Raw genomic sequence first — 333 nt, 5'->3', positions numbered from 1 at the left:
GAAAGAGAGACAGCCGCGAAGAGAGACGGGCGCGATGCAGGAGCTTCACACCATCCCCGCGAAAGAGGTGGCGCGCTGGTGGCGCGCCCTGCCCTTCTGGGCGTCGCTGGCGCTCGTCCCGCTGGCGTGGCTCGGCGCGACGCAGGGCGGCTGGGCGGTGATCCTGCTGCCGGTGGTGACATGGTATCTCTTCGCCGCGATCGACGCGGCGCTCGGGCTCGACACCGGCAACGCCGACCCCGAGACGCCGGAGGCGCATCTCGCCTGGTACACCGCCGTCACGCGCCTCTGGCCGGCGGTGCAAGCCGTCACGCTCTTCGGGCTGCTCTGGTA

The 333-nt window shown here is 71.2% G+C and carries 1 pseudogene; it reads left to right on the top strand.

Going from position 1 to position 333, the window contains the following annotated elements:
* Positions 1-34: 34 nt before the first annotated feature.
* Positions 35-333 (top strand): annotated as a pseudogene (locus tag AB6A65_RS16810) (alkane 1-monooxygenase); the annotation flags it as partial.

This window comes from Rhodosalinus sp. FB01, from assembly GCF_041365715.1.
GTDB lineage: Bacteria > Pseudomonadota > Alphaproteobacteria > Rhodobacterales > Rhodobacteraceae > Rhodosalinus.
This window is presented reverse-complemented; position numbering and strand designations above follow the sequence as displayed.